The 15968-nt window shown below is 56.3% G+C and carries 11 protein-coding genes; all 11 read right to left on the reverse strand.

Annotated elements, in window-relative coordinates; genetic code table 11:
• Window positions 1-43: 43 nt before the first annotated feature.
• Window positions 44-2641 carry a TRAP transporter permease gene (locus R1T46_RS18280; protein ID WP_085681348.1) on the reverse strand — a complete coding sequence of 866 codons (2598 nt, stop codon included), beginning with the start codon at window positions 2639-2641 and terminating at the stop codon, window positions 44-46.
• A gap of 86 nt (window positions 2642-2727) precedes the next feature.
• Window positions 2728-3711, reverse strand: a complete 984-nt coding sequence (locus R1T46_RS18285; protein ID WP_036204607.1) for a TAXI family TRAP transporter solute-binding subunit — start codon at window positions 3709-3711, stop codon at window positions 2728-2730.
• 188 nt (window positions 3712-3899) lie between these two features.
• The gene (locus tag R1T46_RS18290) at window positions 3900-6284 is read right to left on the reverse strand and encodes an efflux RND transporter permease subunit (RefSeq protein WP_036204606.1); all 2385 of its coding nucleotides are present in this window, start codon (window positions 6282-6284) and stop codon (window positions 3900-3902) included.
• Window positions 6285-6330: 46 nt separating this feature from the next.
• A complete protein-coding gene (locus R1T46_RS18295; protein WP_226909899.1) occupies window positions 6331-7479 on the reverse strand; it encodes a YCF48-related protein in 1149 nt (382 codons plus the stop codon).
• Between the two features lie 154 nt (window positions 7480-7633).
• Complete coding sequence (locus R1T46_RS18300) at window positions 7634-9022, reverse strand: DUF1329 domain-containing protein (protein WP_036204601.1); 1389 nt, start codon at window positions 9020-9022, stop codon at window positions 7634-7636.
• Between the two features lie 185 nt (window positions 9023-9207).
• Window positions 9208-11853, reverse strand: coding sequence for an aminopeptidase N (gene pepN / locus R1T46_RS18305; protein ID WP_317306482.1), 2646 nt, complete (start codon window positions 11851-11853; stop codon window positions 9208-9210).
• 30 nt (window positions 11854-11883) lie between these two features.
• Window positions 11884-12687 (reverse strand): DUF2797 domain-containing protein, encoded by an 804-nt coding sequence (locus R1T46_RS18310; protein ID WP_407070122.1) that lies wholly within the window; start codon window positions 12685-12687, stop codon window positions 11884-11886.
• Between the two features lie 35 nt (window positions 12688-12722).
• Window positions 12723-13022 (reverse strand): YeaC family protein, encoded by a 300-nt coding sequence (locus tag R1T46_RS18315; RefSeq protein ID WP_317306484.1) that lies wholly within the window; start codon window positions 13020-13022, stop codon window positions 12723-12725.
• 138 nt (window positions 13023-13160) lie between these two features.
• Complete coding sequence (locus R1T46_RS18320) at window positions 13161-14036, reverse strand: rhomboid family intramembrane serine protease (protein ID WP_075195586.1); 876 nt, start codon at window positions 14034-14036, stop codon at window positions 13161-13163.
• Between the two features lie 3 nt (window positions 14037-14039).
• The gene (locus R1T46_RS18325; RefSeq protein ID WP_317306486.1) at window positions 14040-15053 is read right to left on the reverse strand and encodes a metallophosphoesterase; all 1014 of its coding nucleotides are present in this window, start codon (window positions 15051-15053) and stop codon (window positions 14040-14042) included.
• A 4-nt stretch (window positions 15054-15057) separates the two neighbouring features.
• Window positions 15058-15942, reverse strand: coding sequence for an NAD(+) kinase (locus R1T46_RS18330; RefSeq protein ID WP_007151855.1), 885 nt, complete (start codon window positions 15940-15942; stop codon window positions 15058-15060).
• Between the last annotated feature and the right edge of the window lie 26 nt (window positions 15943-15968).

Here is a 15968-nt window from a genome sequence, read left to right on the forward strand (position 1 = left end):
AAAAGCCCGGCAGGTTAATGCCGGGCTTTTAAGGGGAAAAGGGTCAGCCGTAGGCGCTGGCCTCTTCGGGTGTGCGTCGCCGCAATTGGCCGAACGCGACAAGACCAAGCAGTATAAGCGCGGGAATGAACATAAGTTCCTTCGGCGGGCGCTCATTCTCAACCTGCACGGCATCAATGGTCCAGCCGAAGCTGACGCCGGCGTTCTCTGCCTGGCTACCATAGCCAACGAAATCCACCACCATCGTGTCATCCTGACGCGACAGCTCAAGGCCAGCGCTCGCCAGTCTCGCCTCCGGGGATTCCGCTGCGGGTAGCTCCAGACTGAGATAAGTGGAAACCTCGTCACCACTCAGGGACATGCCCGATGCCTGCACTACCAGGGACTCGCCTGCGGGCACATTTTCAATATGCTCAATCACCTCGGTACCCGGCCTGTCCTGCGTTGCCGGGTAGACCATGTCCCACCAATAACCTGGACGGAACAGGGTAAACGTGATCAGCAGCAGCAGAGCCGACTCCCACTTGTAGCTCTTGGTAAACCAGTAACCCTGAGTGGCCGCCGAGAAGACCAGCATGGCCGTCACCGCACTGGCAACCGTCACCAGCAAATCCACCCAACCCGTCAGGCCAATCAACAACAACTGGGTGTTGAAGATGAACATGAAGGGCAGAATCGCTGTCCGAATATCGTACGTGAAGCCCTGCACACCCGTTCGTATCGGGTCCGCCCCTGATATAGCCGCCGCCGCGTAGGCGGCCAGCCCCACGGGCGGCGTATCATCCGCCAGTATGCCGAAATAGAACACGAACAGATGGACAGCGATCAAAGGCACCAACAAGCCATTCTGGGCGCCCAGTGTCACGATAACCGGAGCCATCAGGGTGGAAACCACGATGTAGTTGGCGGTGGTAGGCAGCCCCATACCCAGAATCAGACTGATAATCGCTGTGAAAACCAGCATCAGCAACAGGTTGCCGCCGGAGATGAACTCCACAAACTGGGTCATCACCAGGCCAATGCCTGTCAGCGTCACCGTGCCCACCACAATGCCGGCGGTGGCTGTCGCCACACCGATACCAACCATATTCCTCGCGCCAGTTACCAGCGAGAGGGTGAGGTCAACGAGGCCGGTTTTGGTTTCCGCGAGGAAGTGACCCTTTTTGCGGAAAAACGCTTTCAGTGGCTGCTGAGTGATCACGATGAAAATCATGAACACGGTGGCCCAGAATGCTGATAACTGGGGCGAAAACCGCTCAACAGTCAGGCACCAGACCAGGACCACCACTGGCAACAGGAAGTACAGGCCGGTCTTAACCGTTGGCCCCACGTCAGGCAGTGTATCCATTGAGGACTCAGGATCGTCCTGCGCCAGTTCCGGAAAGCGGGTGGAGTACCAGACCAGTCCGATATAAATGAGCAGTAGCAGCGGCCCGAGAACCCACACAGCCGCTTCGCCCAGAACCACCTTCAACCATCCAATGCCGTAATACACGATGAACGTGAGAGCACTCAGGCCGATCAGAATCACAACCCAGTTCAGCATGCGCTGGGCCAGCGTCGGGCGATTCGGACGTTCAATACCCTTCATCTTGAGCTTACAGGCCTCAAGATGAACGATGTAGATCAGCGCCACGTAGGAGATCAGCGCTGGCAGGATGGCGTGCTTGATCACTTCCAGGTAGGAAATGCCCACGTACTCAACCATCAGGAAGGCTGCCGCACCCATAATGGGAGGCGTCAACTGACCGTTAGTGGACGCAGCTACCTCAACAGCACCCGCCTTGGTAGCGGGGAAACCAACCCGCTTCATCAGGGGGATGGTAAAGGTGCCGGTTGTCACCACGTTGGCGATGGACGAACCTGAAATCACACCGCTCAGACCACTGGATACCACCGCGGCCTTGGCGGGACCGCCGCGCATGTGCCCGAGCATGGCGTAGGCAACCTGGATAAAGTAGTTGCCCGCCCCTGCCCGCTCCAGCAGCGCACCGAATAACACAAACAGGAAGACAAAACTGGTGGACACGCCAAGGGCGACACCAAACACGCCTTCCGTACCCAACCACATATGGGAAGACAGCTTGCTCAGACTGGCCCCCTTGTGGGAAATCACATCCGGCATATAGGGACCGGCCAGCGCGTAGATAAGGAACACACCAGCAACGATGGTCAGCGGCAGCCCCAGTGCGCGGCGAGTTGCTTCCAGAAGCAGTACCAGACCACCAAGTGCAATGATCAGGTCCTGGGTAATAGGCGAGCCCGGACGCGTCGCAAGCTGGTCATAAAACAGATACAGATAAGAGGCTGCAAAAGCGGCAGCCAGGGCAAGAATCCAGTCGTAAACCGGTACGTGGTCAACATTCCTGCCACGAATCATGGGATAAGCCGCAAACGCGAGGAACGCAGCAAAGGCGAGATGAATGGATCTTGCTTCCGTCGAGTTAAAAACACCGAACTCAACAATGTAGGGGAGCGGTGACGCTATCCATAGCTGAAAGAGGGACCAGAGCAGAGGGACGACAAAAAGAATCTTTGCAGCCGTACCGGTCGCAGCCCTTCCACCGGTTTCGGTTTGGAGAACCTCTGCAACCTTCTTGCTGTCGATGGTATCCCCGGCTCTCGGTTCGCTATTGGTCATAGCTGGGTCCTGTAAGAATATAGCGGGTCGGAGATCAGAACACCGCGGGCAGGCCTGCCCGCGGTGTCGTTGTACCGGTTACAGGATCAGTCGATCAGGCCGGCTTCTTTGTAGTACTTCGCCGCGCCCGGGTGCAGGGGAGCACTCAACGCGTCGGATACCATTTCTTCTTTTTTCAGGTTGGCAAACGCAGGGTGGAGGCGCTTGAAGCTGTCAAAGTTCTCGAATACAGCCTTGACCACTTCGTACACTACGTCCTCAGATACCTCGGTAGACGAGACGAACGTTGCCGCCACACCAAACGTGGTCACGTCGTCATCAGAACCACGATACATACCACCCGGGATCACCGCTTCGCGGTAGTATGGGTTATCTGCAACCAGCTTCTTGGTCGCCTCGTTGTTGACGCTGACGATCACACTGTCACAGGACGTGGTCGCTTCCTTGATCGCACCGGAAGGGTGGCCAACGGTGTAGAAGAATGCATCAATATTGCCATCGCACAGAGCCTGGGATTGCTCCGCAGCCTTCAGTTCCGCCGGAAGCGAGAACTTGTCCATGGTCCAGCCCATTTCGTCCATCAGCACTTCTGCTGTGGCGCGCTGACCAGAACCGGGGTTACCGACGGACACACGCTTGCCTGCGAGATCTTCAAACGTCTTGATACCGGACCCTTTGCTGGCAACCACCGTGAATGGCTCGGGGTGCAGCGAGAATACAGCACGCAGCTTCTCGTTCTTTCCGTCTTCCTCGAACTGGCTGGTGCCGTTGTAGGCGTGGTACTGCCAGTCAGACTGGGCTACCGCCAGGTCCAGCTCACCCTGGCGAATCGCGTTCAGGTTATAGACCGAACCGCCGGTGCTCTCTACAGAGCAGCGAATACCATGTTCCTTACGATCCATGTTAACCAGGCGACAAATCGCACCACCAGCCGGATAGTACACACCGGTTACGCCCCCGGTACCGATGGTGACAAATTTCTGCTCCTGCGCGGTAACCGCTGTTGAGGCGGTTCCAAGGCTGACCGCTGCTGCAACTGCAAGTGCGGAAAATTTCTGTTTCAGTGCCATGACTTTTCCCTTATCTGTTCATTATTGCTTTTTTGGGCCCGCGTAACGAAACGGACACTCCTCACTTTCGCCTTAAAACATAGACCACTTTGCGATATAAATAAAGCAAGGGTTAGCTCGCTAACCACTTGAGCAAAAAAACAAAAAAGCCCGCAGAGCGGGCTTTTTTGATCAGGCGGACGCGAATCTTATTTGTTCGCGCGGGCCTTGGCAACCATTCGATCCGGGCGCAGGAGGAAACGCGCCAGGGCCGGCAGCAGCCAGATAGAGCCCACCATGTTCCAGATGAACATGAAGAACAGCAACAACCCCATATCCGCCTGGAACTTGATCGGCGAGAAGATCCAGGTAACCACACCGATACCCAGTGTGACACCGGTAAAGATAACCGCCTTACCAGTAGACCTCAGGGTCTCGAAGTATGCTTCCTGGAGTGTCTTGCCCTCCAACAGGAACTTCTCGAGCTTGCTGTAGATATAGATACCGTAGTCGACACCAATACCCACGCCCAGCGCAATAACCGGCAACGTCGCTACCTTGATACCAATGCCTGATACCGCCATGATCGCCTCGGCCAGGATCGACGTCAGGCCCAGTGGGATCAGAATACACAGAACCGCACGGATAGAACGGAACGTCAGCAGGCACAATGACGCGACCACACCGTAGACGAAGATCAACATCATGTTCTTCGCACTTGAGATGACATCGTTCGTGGCAGCTTCGACGCCCGCATTACCGGCGGCCAGCATGAACGTGTATTCGTCGTTGTTATTGTTGCTGGCGAACTCCTCAACGCGTTCGGTGACTGTTTCCAGCGTTTCTGCCTTGTGATCCTCAAGGAAAACAAGCACCGGTGTCAGATCACAATTGGTATTGATCAGGCCTGCCGGCGCCTCACGGATCGAGGCATTGATAATGGTCTGGTTGCGGGAAATCTCATACCACTTCCAGTTACCCTCGTTCAGTGCCTTGGTAACAATCTTGGACACATCGGCCAAAGACGCCGAGGACTGCACGCCAGGCGTGTTCTGAAGTTCCCACTGGAGGTTGTCCATGGCGCGGAGAACGTTGTACTGGGTACACTGTTCTTCCTCGGTTTTCACCATCACTACCAACACATCAGCACTCGTTGAGTAGTTGTCGATGATGTAGGCATTGTCCTTGTTATAGCGGGAATCGGCCCGCAACTCCGGTGCGCCCTGATCAAGGTCACCGACTTTCAGGCCCTGCTTGTAATAAAGACCAAGACCCAGGCCAATAACCGCTATCAACAGCGAGATCGGTGCCACACCCGGGTGTGCGAAGTAAGACATAACGCGCCATTTGCGATCCTGCTTTTCACCATGATTTTGCACATGACGAACGCCGCCCTTGGAAATGCCAAGATACGACATGATCAGTACGTGCAATACCAGGTTGGTCAGGATGACAAACGCCACACCAATACCGGCAGCGACGGCCAGATCCCGTATCACGTCAATTTCAATGAAGAACAGCGTCAGGAAGCCGAAGGCGTCTGAGATCAGAGCCAGCATGCCCGGGATATACAGCGCCCGGAACGCAAGGCGGGCCGCGGTAACGGAATCAAACCCTTTCGCCGCTTCCACCGCCATGGCATTCACAATCTGAACGCCGTGACTGATGCCGATGGCAAATACGAGGAACGGAACCAGAACCGAGTAAGGGTCCAGGCCATACCCCAACAGCCTCAATGTGCCCAGTTGCAGGAACACCGCGATGATGGAGGTGAACACCGGAACCAGTGTTCCGGTAATGCAACGTGAGTACCCGAACAGCAACAGGGTCGTCAGGATAATGGTGATGCCCGCAAACCAGGCAATGGAACCAATACCCTCAATGAGGTCGCCCACTTTCTTGGCGAAACCGACGATGTGAATTTCAATGTTCGGATTCTGCGCCTCGTACTTGTCCCGGATCTTTTCTTCCAACTGGCGCGAGAACTCACCGTAGTCCAGCGGCTCGCCAGTTTCAGGGTTGTTCTCATAAAGCGGCGCGTACACGATGGTAGAACGGAAGTTGTCGGAAATCAGGCGCCCTACTTCGTTCGAACGGAGTACGTTCTGACGCAGCTGTTCAAGGGTGGCTCGGGAGCCATCGTAACCGTCCGGGATCACGGTGCCGCCCTGGAACCCTTGCTCAGTCACCTCAACCCAGCGAACGTTGGAGGTCCAGAGTGATTTCAATCCGGAACGGTCCACCCCGTTGAGATAGAACACCTCATCGGTGATCTGCTTCAGGGTTTCCATATACTCGGCTGTGAAGATATCGCCCTCTTCCACTTCCACGGCGATACGCACAAAGTTACCCAGGTTCTCCAGATCGTCCCGGTGCTCAAGCATATTGACGATGTAGGGATGCTCCAACGGAATCATCCGCTCGAAACTGGCATCCGGCTCAATCTTGACCGCGTTGTAGCCAAGGAACAGCGTCAGGAAGAAAAAGGCAATCAGGATGATGGCCCGATTGTTGAAGATCAGCCGTTCCAGGAACGGTTCTGCCTTCGGTGTAGTCAGGTAATGCTCGCCCTTGTCGTGCTTCGGGTTCGACATTCAAAAGCCCCTCTAATTTTCTATCTGTTGGTGCCGCATCAGGGCGTTATTGAAGATTCTTGCCGCGGGCGTCGGTGTGCTTCACGCCACCCTCGCCCACAATCAGCAGATTGGTTCCCGATACGGGGACAACATCCATCACCCCTTCCCGATCATCCCGGAAGTAGGGACGGAAGGTATCTCCACCGTTGGTGCTCATTAGCACTGCGCCACCATTGCCAACCAACGTGATACGGCCGTCTTCGGACACCGTGCCATCATTGAGGGTTGCGTCCGACTCACTGGGCACCACTTTCCAGCTTCTGCCCAGGTCGGATGAAAAGAAGATGTTCCCACGCAAACCGAATGCGAGTATCTCATTCACATTGCCGGTTCCGATTGCTCCGAACAGGGAGCCTTCATAGGGGCTCTCACGTCTCTCCCAGCTGTCACCGCCGTCGACGGACACGAAAATCTGCCCAGCCTCACCGACGATTACCAGGCCACCGCCAGTGATCTGGCCAATGCTGTTCAGGTGAAAACTGCTGGGATTCTCAAGCTTCGGCGCCCAGTCTTTCCAGGTCTTTCCGCCGTCCGTCGTGCGCAAAAACATGCCATAGGCACCAACAACGAAACCGTGGTTCTCATTTTCGAACCAAACATCCAGAAATGGGTTCACCGGGCCGATTTCAAGATCCGCCTGCAGGTTTTCCAGCGAGAAATACAGATCACCCAACGCCCAATCGAGGTCGTCTTTCTCGTCCTCCGGGGCTTCTTCCAGTTTCTGCTCCATTTCGTCGATCTGCTCCTGGCGACTTTCAATCGCCAATTCAGCAGCCCGGACACCGGTGAGCTGGAGCTCCCAGTTTTCGCCCGCATCGTCTGAATGGAGAACAACACCACTGTGCCCAACGGCCCAGCCATGCTGTTCAGTGCCAAAATCCACGCCGGTCAATGTGACGGATACCGGAACTTCACCCTGCACCCAACTTTCACCATCATCATCGGAAAAAATGATATGACCACGCACACCGGCTGCCACGATTCGTTCGCCCGCCGTGTCGACATCATTGAGCAGATGCTCTGGCGCAAGCGCAGTTGGCCGGGATGGGGTTTCGATGATATCTGCAAGCGCAAACACCGTGGGCGCGGACAATGCCATGGATAGTCCAAGACAGGCCGCTCCCAGAGTCTTGCACATCAACCTTGTAGCCATTCAGATTGCCTATATGTTGTGTTGAACTGTGTCACTCTGATTTTGCCGGTCGCACCGGCCAATACTATGAATATACCGGTGACCTTCCGACCACCGGTATATCCGTCGCCATCCGTCTCTGGCGAAAATCGTGTTCCAACAGCGAGTCAAGACGTTAACGCACACTCCTGCGACGCAGGGAAGCCGGCGAGAAATACCGTCGGTTGGGCACGTCGTTGGTAAACTTACGGGTGGAACCCTCTTCGGTATCCAGGCCCAGCACGTGATAACGACGGGCCTGAAGGTCATGGTACACATCCAGCACTGTCCATACGCCAGGCAATTCATAATAGTTTTTCGCCAGGCCCATGGTTACGCGCCAGAGCTCACCGCGGCCATCGTACTGGTCCAGCAGCAAGGTGTTCCAGCTATCGGCATCCACATAGAAGCGACGCTTGCCGTAAATATGGCGCTCCCCTTCCTTCAGGGTCGCTTCCACAACATGCACCCGATGGAGCTCCCAACGGGTGAGGTCCGGATTCAGGTGGGAAATACCCAGGATTTCGGAGTAAGGCGTGCCCTGCTCACCGATGCGGTAATTGTTGTAGGGAACGTAGATCTCCCGCATGCCCTCATATTCCCAATTGTAGCGGTCCAGGGCACCGTTAAAGATATCGGTGTCATCGGCTGTTCGCAGATTATCTGCGGCTGCAATCGGAGAGTCATAGCCCAGGTTGGGTGCACGGCGAACACGGCGCTGGCCGGCGTTGTAACCCCAACCATTACGCGGGTTGATAATCTGGTTCAGAGTTTCATGAATCAGGATGGCACCACCGGCGAGACGGGGTGGCGACTGGGTGAACGACAGATAATAAAAAATAACGTTATCGAGTTCTTCTTCACTACCCTCAGGGTTGTAGTAATTGAAGAAGGCTTCCTGCTGAGAGGTCACAAGGGAGTAATCGCCATCCGGCTGCACTGCCACTTCGCTTGAACGGCGGGTTACGGAAACGCCACGCCAGCGAGTCAGGTGATTCCAGATTACCTGCCAGGCTTTTTGCTCATTATTACCGTGCAGGATGGGGAAAGGATAACCGGCAAAGGCGCCATCGATACCCTCGCCTTTACCCACTACCTCAGCATCTACGGCATTTTCCCTGGTGTTTTCAGCAACCCAATCCGGCACCGCGTGTGTGCGACGGCTTTTGTAGACCGGAATACGGAAGGTCGTCGGATAGGTGTCGAGCATGGCACGGAGGCCGTCGGTCAGGTACTCGTCATACTGATCCATGTTGGACGCGCTGATGGTGAATAACACCTCATCGTCCGGGAAAGGGTTGATATGGTGCTGACCACTACCCTCATATCCGGTAGGGGCTTCGGTGAGGCCACCCGTCCACGCGGGAATGGTGCCTGCCTCGTTGCCGGCTTTCACGGAGCCAAACGGGGTAAGATCCTGACCCAGTCGAGCGGCTTCACTACTGGAAACGGCGGAACTGGCTGGCATGGCAAAAACCGAAAGAGCAAACAGACTGCCCAAAATCACATTGTTCTTGTATGTCATTTTTTAACCTTAAACCTGTCTGAAAGCCCTGTAGAAGGCTTTTCTTATTGTGTTGTCATGGAATATCGGCTCCTGACAGAGTAGCCGATTGGCCGATATTGTCTATCGACCGAAAGTGCGATTTTGTATCCGCCTGTGACAGGCCCCGCGTTGCGGCAGACGGATACCCCAGCTATCTCGCTTCCCTATTGGCCGGCAAGGCTCTTGTGAACCACCTCGTAGACATCCCGCGACAATCCAGACTTGTCACGAACGGTCTCCAGCGCCGATTTCATCTGCTCGCCGTGAACCGGCGCGAATTTGCGCCAGCGGGTCAGCGGAGACACCAGCCTGGCCGCAATCTGTGGGTTACTGTCATCCAGTTTTCGCACCTGCTCCGCCAGGAACTGATAACCGGCTCCATCCTCTGCGTGAAAGGCAGGGAGATTCTGGCCGGCAAACACCCCGATCACCGAGCGGATCTTGTTGGGGTTCTTCCAGTCGAACGCCGGGTGCTCCATCAGTTCATGGACTTTGCGCAAGCCTCCGGTGCGGGTACTGCCCGACTGCACCGCAAACCATTGCTCAACCACCTGGGGGTCGTCCTTCCACTGCTGGTAGAAGTCTGCGAGTGCCTGCTCCTGCTCTTTTTCGTAACCGGAGTTCACCAGGGCACGAAGGGCTCCCATACGATCCGTCATGTTATCGGCCTCGTTAAACTGGCTTGTCGCCAGCGTCCGTCCCTCTTCATCATCGATGTGCAGGAGCCAGGCCAGGGCGGTATTCCGCAAGCTTCGACGCGCTACGGCCTCCGGCGTCACTTCGTAGTGACCGCTCAGGGTGTTGCGGTGATAGCAGGCCAGAAGCTCGTCCCTTAGCGATCTCGCCAGATGCGCAAGCACGCTTTCACGGGCTCTGTGGATGGCAGGTACGTTGGGCTGATCAGCCAGTTCGATCAGATAGGCTTCGGATGGCAGTTGCAGCATTTTGGCAACCAGCGCCTGATCCAGAGACGAGTCCGCCAACAGGCTGCGGTACGCCTCAATCAGGCCGGCATCCACATCCTCATCTGCTGATGCTACCTGGGAGTTAATAACGTCCACCGCCAGTCGCTGTCCTGCGTCCCAGCGATTGAAACCGTCGGAATCGTGGCTCATCAGGAAGGTGAGCTGCTCCCGCGTCCACGGGTAGAACACTCGCACCGGCGCCGAGAAACCCCGCAGCAATGAAGGCACTGGCCGCTCTGACACGCCGTGGAATTCGAAGGTATGACTGGCATCAGTCAATTCCAGGACCCTATCCATTGGCGCCTCAGCACCATCCGCGGTCAGCTTCAGTGGCAACGACTGACCATCGGCACCCAGAAGTCCGATGGAAAACGGAATGTGCTGTGGCTTCTTATTGGTCTGGCCCGGTGTGTCCGGAATCGACTGGCCGATGGTCAAACGATAAATGCCGGCGGCATCATCAAACTCATCTCGCACCGTCAGTTCCGGCGTGCCAGACTGCTCGTACCAGAGACGGAACTGCGACAGGTCACGACCACTGGCATCCTCCATAGCGCGGACAAAATCGTCCGTTGTCACCGCCTGACCGTCATGCCGTTCAAAGTACAGGTCACTGCCCTTGCGGAACAGATCGGGCCCCAGCAGCGTATGGATCATGCCTACCACCTCCGAACCTTTCTCGTAGATGGTCAGCGTGTAGAAGTTCGTGATCTCCATGTAGGATTCCGGACGAACCGGGTGCGCCATTGGCCCAGCATCCTCGGCGAACTGAGCGGTGCGAAGCATGGTCGCATCCTCAATCCGTTTGACGGTGGGCGAACCCACATCGGCGGAAAAACAGGAATCCCGAAACACCGTGAAGCCTTCTTTCAGGCTGAGCTGGAACCAGTCGCGACAGGTCACGCGGTTACCGGACCAGTTGTGGAAATACTCGTGGGCCACGATCGACTCGATGCGCTGGAACGCCATATCCGTCGCGGTTTCCTGACTAGCCAGTACGCACGAGGAGTTGAAAATATTCAGCCCCTTGTTCTCCATAGCGCCCATGTTGAAGTCATCCACCGCGACGATCATGAAAATATCCAGATCGTACTCGCGGCCATACACCTCCTCGTCCCAGCGCATGGCGCGTTTCAGCGAGTCCATGGCGTGGTCACACTTTTCGGCATTGCGGGGCTCAACGTACATGCGCAGATCAATGTCACGACCTGACATAGTCTTGAAGCTGTCCCGCTTCTCCAAGAGGTCACCGGCCACCAGGGCAAACAGGTAGCAGGGCTTCGGAAATGGGTCTTCCCAGGTGACAAAATGCCGGCCGTCGGCCAGATCGCCCTTTTCAACATCGTTGCCGTTGGATAACAGGATGGGATAGCGGGTTTTATCCGCCTCAACGCGGGTGCGGAAACGGGCCATCACATCGGGCCGGTCAGGGAAGTACGTAATACAGCGGAAGCCTTCGGCTTCACACTGGGTACAGAACATGCCCGACGATTTGTACAGACCTTCCAGGCGAGTGTTGTTCTGGGGTTCGATCCAGGTCACGACCCCCAGATTAAACTGATCCGGCACTTCATGAAGGGTGAGTTTGTCGTCACGGTCTTCGTAGCCGCTGCCCCCCAAGAGCCTGCCATCCAGGCTCACCGATTCAAGTGTGGTCAGGCTATCGCCGTCGAGCTCAAGGCTCTTGTCCGAGGAACCGCTATCGGGGTTCCGGCGCATGGCGAGGGTGCAATGAACCCTGGCCCCATCTTCAAACAGTTCAAAACGCAGATCCACATGGTCCACCAGAAAGGCGGGCACGCGGTAATCCTTGAGGAAAATGGTCTGTGGCTGACTGGTACGCATTCACTTTCTCCAGAATTCGTTGGGCCGGGCTCAATGGTTTGGGAAGACCCGGAAGCGGACTTCATAACCGGTGTATTTACGGATATTGATAACACCGGTATCCAGGATCAGGTATTGGCCCTTGATCCCCTGGAGCACACCGTCCGCCGTGGGCGTTTTGTCCAGATTATGGGTTTTTACCGTCCGGGGCCATACCTCGACCGGATAACTCAGAGTCAACCCGTCTTCGTCGACAGCCCGGATACTGTTCTCACCGTGGGCGGCACGCAATTCCGACAAGTCGTCGGCGACCAGTTCCAGCATGCGGCGACGTTCCTCAACCAGATCCAGCTCCGGCACGTCGCCTTTAAGCATGGCCCGCCAGTTGGTTCGGTCCGCAACGTATTTCTTGCACGCGACTTCCACAAAGCCCGCTAACTGGCGGGTAGCCACCCTGACCATCGGGATGGCATCGACGGCACCCTGGTCGATCCAGCGGGTTGGCACCTGGGAGCCACGTGTTATGCCCACCTTGAGGCCGGACGAATTGGCCAGGTAGACCACATGCTCAATCATGCAGTGAGTCTCTCCCCACTCCGGCTCACGGCAGGTGCCCTCATGGTAATGGCATTTTTCCGGGCTCATAATGCAGCTGTCGCAGGCGGCCAGCTTGCGAAAACAGGGATAGCAGTAACCCTGACTGAAACTTTTGTTGGTCTTACGGTCACAGTTGATGCAGCGTATCACGCCATCAAAATCAAACTGCAACGGGTACCCCACCATCTCGTTAAGGGGTATGAGGGTATCACCCACCCGTATGGTATAACTGACCGGCTCACCGGCTTCTGCAGGCATCTTGCGCAGGCGACCGGTCACGTCAACCAATGCGGTCAAGACTTCACCTCAAAGTACTGATCTGAGCCGGCCGCACCGTTTGACGATTTCCCTGCCGTGCGCGAGACGCTGGGATCACACGCAGTCCCCGTCTTTTCACCGCGGTCGAGGTAACCGACCCGCTCTTCCATCGGTGTGTTGTGGTGGTCTTCGTAATAAATAACGGCCTCCATGCAAATCGACCGCTGCTCGTCACTCAAATTACGGCCATCCGGCCACTTGCCCAGCTCAAGAGCGCGCTTGAGGCTCTGATAAACAGCTGGATCCAGCCGTTTGATCAGCTCTTCGTAGGTCATTTCGTTCTCCAATCATTTGCTAGCAAAAAATGTGAGGAAACCCGTTGACAACAATAAACGATAATGATTATCATTAACTCACCAAATGACGAAGGTCGTATTCATTTGGTCTCTCTCATCAGGAGCTATACGCTCTTTTCATGCCCCGCGGTTTCGCGGGGCTTTTTTTGGTACCGGCAAAATGGCCGCCAGGGCAAGGCCAGCCACAAAGCCTCCCAGGTGGGCTTCATTTGCCATCTGCCCCAACCCCACCATTTCGGTAAATGGCGTAAAGCCAATCACCATCCAGGCCACGGCAAACGTCACCAGTGCAGGCGGGAACTGGAAACGGGGCACGCGTCGCTGGCTCAACCAGCAATAACCCAGAATGCCGTACACAACGCCAGACAGACCGCCAAACAGAGGCCCACTCACGATGTACTGCAATCCGTTGGACAGCAGGCTGGTCACTACGAACAGGGCAAGTAACCGCGCACGGCCATCGAACCACTCAACCTGACTGCCCAGGAACCACAACATGACGGAATTAAAGATGATATGGGTCCAGCTGAAATGCAGGAAATCCGGCGTGATCAGGCGCCAGACCTGCCCACCAGCCAAGGTAGAAGACAGCGCCTGGATTCGATCCGCCATGGTACCAACATCATAGAAACGCGGATCGACGAACATCAACAGGGTGGATAGCTGATTCTGTCCCATGGCCGTCACCCAAGCCATCAATACGGCCAGGGCAATCATGGCGAGCACCATGGGTGCGTGGCGTGGCGACGGCTGCCAACGCCCCCCGACAAACACCGGCGATTGCGCTGTCGTATTGACAGCGTCCTGCACCTCGGGTTCCTTCAGGAAGCGCTCAAGGGCCTGTAACACCGGCTCCGTATGCTCAGGGTTCTCCAGCCACAGCACCTGTGACCCACCCTCCTCGGTGATCCGGTGCTCCACCCCCTGCTCTTTCAGCCAACGACTGAAACCAGCCAGGTTTGTGTCGGTATCAATTTGTTTCACGCGATACACAGGTTACCTCGCCACGCTGTCTTCGCTGGTGGGATAGTCCGGCTGCTCCGGCCTCTCCACATCCACCCAAACGAACTTGTCACGGGACAGGGTACGTTCGCCATCCAGGCGATAGGCCACTAGCTTGCCGTATTTGACCGCACTGAAGTCGATGCAGGCCACATTGTGTTTCAGTGGTGCCGGCTCGCCTTCCATCCAGTAATGGCCCACGAACACCGGTGGCGCTGAAGCGGGATAGCTGATCAGCTGGCCTCGCTCAGCGTCCGTCAGCTCACGGCAGGCGACGTCCTCCGGCAAGGGGTCGGGCTGGAACACCACGTCGGCGTAGGTTTTCGGGTTATCAGCCCAGAACTTGGTGCGGAAAAACTCCCTGACGTAGCCGTCTTTACCGGTAATCTTCACGCCCGGCGGCAAGCGAAGATCCGTGCCGCGCAGCAAGGTATCCATGACCTGGCCGGCGAAGGACTCAATCGCCGCCGACGCATGGAGGAACTCGTCATCGATACAGGCACCTCCCTGATTTTCCTTGAATTTGGTGATCAGGTCGCTGTCCCAACACGCATGTACTGCCCGGAAATCCGGCTCATCGATAAACAGGGGAATGGTGTAGAACCACTCCAGAAACTCGTTCCATTCGTGGGGGTAATGCTCGAACTGTTCGAGGGTTTCGCGGATCAACCGGTCGTGACGGGCATTGTGCTCCCGCAAGAACGTTTTGCCACTGCCGGGGCGGGCACGGGTGCAGTAGCCCAGGGCGTTGTACTCGTGATTTCCCATTACCATGCGGGCGGAACCATGCTCAACCATGTCCCTGACCAGATGCAGCGCCTCACGGATACGAGGTCCGCGGTCAATGATGTCTCCAATGAATATGGCCTGGCGCCGGGGGTGTTCATAGACGCCATTAACCTTGCGATAGCCCATCTGGTCCAATAGTCGCACCAGGGTATGAGCGCATCCGTGAATATCGCCGATAATGTCATAGCCGCGGCTCGCGGATCTTTCCTGTCCTGGCATGGTGTTAGCTCGCTGCAATCTCACTGGCCCAGCCCAGCTTGTCCCGGCATGTGGCGTAAAAATTATGATCCGCGGGGTGAATCAGGCGAATCTTGAAGGGTTTCTTGGTGATTCGGATGATGTCGCCGGGGGCACAGGCAATGTTCATCTGCCCGTCGAAACTGATCTGCGGATAGGTTTCGTTGGTTTCACCAATCACCAGCTTGATCTCGCTCTTGCCATCCACCACGATCGGGCGACTGCTCAACGTGTGCGGGAACATGGGCACCAGCACGACCGCATCGAGTTTCGGATGCATGATCGGCCCGCCCGCCGATAACGAATAGGCGGTCGACCCGGTCGGCGTAGCCACGATAAGCCCATCCGAGCGCTGGCTGTATACGAAATGTCCGTCGATGTAGAGGTCGAACCCGATCATCCGGGTCGATTTGCCGGGGTGCAGCACAACGTCATTCAGGGCGGTTCCAAAGCCCAGGGGCTGGCCGTTTCGCTCCACGTGCCCATCCAGCAGGAAGCGTGTCTCTTCGATGTATTTGCCCTGCAGGACCTTGCCCAGTCGTTCCTCCAGGTCAGACGGAGAAATGTCGGTCAGGAAACCAAGGCGGCCACGGTTCACACCCAACAACGGAATCTTGGATTTGGCCAGTTCCCGGGCAGCGCCCAGTAGACTGCCATCGCCACCCACCACAATAACCAGATCACATATTTCCCCCAGCAGCTTCTTGCTGGCTACCTGAAGACCATGGCCAGGCAGCATACTGGCAGTGTCTTCCTCAATGATCACGTGATAGTTGTTGCTCACCAGATACTGCTTGAGCTGACGCAGCGATTCGACCACCTTTACGCTGCCCATGCGGCCAATCACGCCAATGTTTCTGAATTGATCCATGTAGCTTCCTGTGGGTGTCTATGTTG

The sequence above is a fragment of the Marinobacter salarius genome, assembly GCF_032922745.1.
In the GTDB taxonomy this organism is placed as follows: Bacteria; Pseudomonadota; Gammaproteobacteria; order Pseudomonadales; family Oleiphilaceae; genus Marinobacter.

What these genes read in the sequence shown, in the direction of transcription:
- R1T46_RS18280 (WP_085681348.1), bottom strand. Translation starts at nt 2,641, where the DNA reads ATGACCAATAGCGAACCGAGAGCCGGGGATACCATCGACAGCAAGAAG.
- R1T46_RS18285 (WP_036204607.1), bottom strand. Translation starts at nt 3,711, where the DNA reads ATGGCACTGAAACAGAAATTTTCCGCACTTGCAGTTGCAGCAGCGGTC.
- R1T46_RS18290 (WP_036204606.1), bottom strand. Translation starts at nt 6,284, where the DNA reads ATGTCGAACCCGAAGCACGACAAGGGCGAGCATTACCTGACTACACCG.
- R1T46_RS18295 (WP_226909899.1), bottom strand. Translation starts at nt 7,479, where the DNA reads ATGGCTACAAGGTTGATGTGCAAGACTCTGGGAGCGGCCTGTCTTGGA.
- R1T46_RS18300 (WP_036204601.1), bottom strand. Translation starts at nt 9,022, where the DNA reads ATGACATACAAGAACAATGTGATTTTGGGCAGTCTGTTTGCTCTTTCG.
- pepN (WP_317306482.1), bottom strand. Translation starts at nt 11,853, where the DNA reads ATGCGTACCAGTCAGCCACAGACCATTTTCCTCAAGGATTACCGCGTG.
- R1T46_RS18310 (WP_407070122.1), bottom strand. Translation starts at nt 12,687, where the DNA reads ATGCCTGCAGAAGCCGGTGAGCCGGTCAGTTATACCATACGGGTGGGT.
- R1T46_RS18315 (WP_317306484.1), bottom strand. Translation starts at nt 13,022, where the DNA reads ATGACCTACGAAGAGCTGATCAAACGGCTGGATCCAGCTGTTTATCAG.
- R1T46_RS18325 (WP_317306486.1), bottom strand. Translation starts at nt 15,053, where the DNA reads ATGCCAGGACAGGAAAGATCCGCGAGCCGCGGCTATGACATTATCGGC.
- R1T46_RS18330 (WP_007151855.1), bottom strand. Translation starts at nt 15,942, where the DNA reads ATGGATCAATTCAGAAACATTGGCGTGATTGGCCGCATGGGCAGCGTA.